General features: G+C 69.9%; 2 protein-coding genes. One reads left to right on the top strand and one right to left on the bottom strand.

Annotated elements, in window-relative coordinates:
• Nucleotides 1-131: 131 nt before the first annotated feature.
• Complete coding sequence (locus ABT085_RS44985) at nucleotides 132-2,600, bottom strand: MMPL family transporter (RefSeq protein WP_351622637.1); 2,469 nt, start codon at nucleotides 2,598-2,600, stop codon at nucleotides 132-134.
• A 209-nt stretch (nucleotides 2,601-2,809) separates the two neighbouring features.
• Here ABT085_RS44985 and ABT085_RS44980 point away from each other — a divergent pair, with 209 nt between their 5' ends.
• Nucleotides 2,810-3,394 carry a TetR/AcrR family transcriptional regulator gene (locus ABT085_RS44980; RefSeq protein WP_351622634.1) on the top strand — a complete coding sequence of 195 codons (585 nt, stop codon included), beginning with the start codon at nucleotides 2,810-2,812 and terminating at the stop codon, nucleotides 3,392-3,394.
• Nucleotides 3,395-3,725: the final 331 nt, after the last annotated feature.

The raw sequence follows: 3,725 nt of genomic DNA, 5'->3' as shown, positions 1-3,725 counted from the left end.
CGCTTCGTGGGCGGCTGACGTTTGCCCGTTTAGCTTTTGGTCCTGGGGGTTCGGCGTTACGGGGCGGGGCTCCTCCGCGCGGGGCCGGCCCCGGGGCGCGGTGGGGCGCCGGGGCCGCCGCGGGCACTTGGCTATGGGACGGGAGCAGGGTGCGGGACCGGGGTCGGCTCGGTGAGTCGACCGGTACGGCGGGCCCACATCTCGAATGCCACGGTCAGGAACGGCGGTACGGAGGCGAGCAGGGCGAAGAGCGTCGTCCGGCCCAGCCGCCACTTCAGCCGGACCGCCACCAGGACGGTCAGGAGCACGTAGGCGATGAAAGCGGCTCCGTGGAGTGTTCCGAAGATCCGTACGCCGAGTTCCGTGGTCTTCGGGATGTACTTGAAGTACATCCCGGTCAGCAGGCCGGCCCAGGTGCATGCCTCGATGACCGCGATCAGGGTGAAGGCGCGCAGCAGGCGCCCTGTCGGGAGCATGGTTGGGCCGGCCGGCGGGGCGGTGGGTGCAGGAGGTGTTCCTCGGCGGGGGCGCGCGGGCCACAGGGCGCGGTCGCCGAGAAGGCGGACGACGGCGGGGACCAGGAGCGGCCGGATGAGGAAGGTGTCCAGCAGGACGCCGAAGGCCATGGCGAAGCCGAACTGGAACAGTTCGCGGATCGGTTGGGTCATCAGGACCGCGAAGGTCGCCGCGAGGATGAGGCCTGCGGAGGAGACGACACCGCCGGTACGCGTGAGGGCGGCGCTGATGGCCCGGGCCGGGGGCAGGGAGCGCAGTTCCTGCTTGAACCGGCTCATGATGAAGATGTTGTAGTCGACTCCGAGTGCGACGAGGAAGACGAAGATGTACGCGGTGACGCGGTTGCCGATGCCGTCGTCACCGAGGACGGTGACAGTGAAGAAGGTGGTGACGCCCAAGGTGGCCAGGAAGGAAAGAAGGAGCGTTGCCACGAGGTAGAGCGGGGCGAGGAGCGAGCGCAGCAGGAGCATCAGCACCGCGGTGACGATGATCAGGACCAGGAGCACGAGGAATTTCGTGTCGCGGTCGAGCCCGGAGCGGATGTCGGCGCTCTGCGCCGTCTCTCCCGCGACGAGCACCGTGGCGTCCTTCACGCCGGCTGCCTCGGCGGCGGCCCGTGCGGTCTCCTTGAGCGGTTCGATGGCATCGAGCGCCTTGGAGCTGTACGGATCGAGGTCGAGGACGACGTCGTAGAAGACCGTCCTGCCGTCGTCTGCGAAGCGGGGATGCTGTCCGACCCGGCTGACGTTGTCGGCGCGGGTGAGTGCGGTGGCGATGCCGGCGGGCGCGGTGGCGGAGCGCAGGTCGTCCCGGGAATGGACGACGACGGTGCTGGGCGCGATCTCGCCCGGGCCGAACTCCTCCTGGACGAGGTGCTGCCCGCGCTCCGACTCGGTGGCGGCGCGGAAGCCGCTGAGCGTGTTGAAGCTCTCGTGGTAGCCGAGCAGCCCGGCACTCATCACCACGAGCAGTGCGACGGAGGCCGTCACCACCTTGACCGGGGCCCGGGCGACGAGAGCGGCGATGCGGTGCCAGATGCCCGTGCCGCGGCTGCGTTCGGCGGCTTTGGCCACGCCCCCCGGCCAGAAGACGCTCCCGCCCAACAGCAGGACCAGGGCGGGGATGAAGGTGAACGCCACCAGCGCCATGACGGCCACGCCGAGAGCGAGGTAGGGCCCGAAGCCGTGCAGCGCCGGGGAAACGGCCACGAGCAGGGCGAACATGGCGAGCACGATGGTGGAGGCCCCGGCGAGGACGGATTCGGCCGTCCGCCTCACCGCGATCTGCATCGCGCGCGGACGGTCCGCCTCGTCGAGGAGGGCCTCGCGGTAGCGGGCGGTGATGACCAGCGCGTAGTCCGTGCCCACTCCGAACAGCAGCACGGTCATGATCGAGGCGGTCTGGGAGCTGACTGTGATGATTCCTGCGTCCGCGAGAAGCGCGCCGATCGTCTCCGCCACGCGCATGGCCACACCGACGGCGAGGAGAGGCACCAGGGCCATCAGGGGTGAGCGGTAGATGGACAGGAGGATGACGAGGACAAGCAGGACGGTGGCCAAAAGCATGACCTTGTCGCCGCCGCTGAAGACCTTCACGGTATCGGTGGCGATCCCGGCGGGGCCGGTCACGGCTACCTCGGTGGGACCCGCCCGGCCGACCGAGAGGGCACGGACCGTGTCGACCGAGTTCTGGAAGGACTCGTCCGAGGGGCTTCCGGTCATGGGCACGATCACCAGCTGGGCGCCGTGGTCCTGCGAGACCAACTCCGCCGCGGCGTCGGGAGCGGTCACCGTGGAGATCACGCTCGCGACCTCGTGGGGCCGAGCGGTTCCCGAGAGGGCCGAGGTGATGCGGGTGACGGCTTCCCCGGCGTTCGCCGCGGCATCGGCGCCCTTACCGCGCACCACGATGATCGCCGGCGTCGCTTCCCGACCCGGAAGCTGCTCGCGGATCAGGTCGCGGGCCTTCACGGAATCCGAAGCGGCGGGCGGAAGGTTCGCGGAGGCGTTGTCCTCGACGGATTCCAGGGCAGGAGCGACCCCGACGAGGAGTCCCGTGATCAATACCCAGAACGCCACCACCACGGCGGCACGTTTCCTTGATCCCAGAAAACATCGGAGCAAGCGGGAGTACATCGGTTGCATCAGGGAGCCCTCGATCGGAAGCACGAACAAAATTTTAGAGACAGGGGTGTCGCTAAGATGGGCGTCAAGCTAGCACGAGCCCCCTCGGTGCCCCGGGCACGGGGTAGATTGACGCGAGACGGCACAGCGCCCGAGGCGGAGCGGAGAGAATGCCCAAGATCGAAGCCGGCAGTGTCCGTGAGCACCGGGCCCAGCGGCTCACCCGGCTGATCGACGCAGCCGAGGCACTCCTGAGCGAGGGCGGCGTGGAGAGCCTCACCGCCGGCGCGGTCGCCGCACGGGCCGGCATCGCCCGCAACAGCATCTACCGCTACTTCGACTCCATCGAAGACCTGCTCGAACTCGTCGTGACCCGCGAGTTCCCCGCCTGGATCGGCGCCGTGGAGCAGGCCATCGCGGCAGCGGCCACCCCCGAGGAGAAGGCAGTCGCCTACGTCAGGGCCAACCTCGAACAGGCCGCGCGCGGCACCCACGGCTGGCGGGCCTCGCTCTCACGCACCTCGCTCTCCCCGTCGACGCGAGAGCGCGTAAGGGGGCTGCACACCACACTGCACGAGGCACTCGCCCAGGTTGTCCGCGAACTGGGCCATCCACAGCCCGAGCTGGCCGTCGCCGTGCTCCAGGCCGTCGTCGACGGATGCATCCGAAGAATCGACCAGGGCGACGCACTGACGACCGTGTCCGACTTCGCGGAGGGAGCCACACGCCGGCTGCTCGAGCACGACCGTCACTGACTACGGCCTCGGGCCTGGTGGGCTCGCATGTTGAGGTGTCGCGTATTCGTAGCCGGCGTTGGCAGCTCCACACCGACTCCACCGCCTCCACGTCGGCGAAGTCCCCAGACCCCGCTTCGCCCTCTCCGGCCGAGCGCCACTCTGACGACAGAGAGCTATTTGTCGCTTTGCCGCAGCTTCGGGAGAACAGAGCCGTCGCGGGCGGCCCGGACGATGTCGGCGTCGACGACGGTGGGCCGGGGCGCCCCCCAGGCCCGGGGCGCGCGCGGCGGGCCGGGCGGGGGGGGCGGGGCGGGCGCCCCCGCCCGGGCCCGAGCGCGTCACCACACCC

This window comes from Streptomyces sp. NPDC002265 (assembly GCF_040296125.1).
In the GTDB taxonomy this organism is placed as follows: Bacteria; Actinomycetota; Actinomycetes; order Streptomycetales; family Streptomycetaceae; genus Streptomyces.
This window is presented reverse-complemented; position numbering and strand designations above follow the sequence as displayed.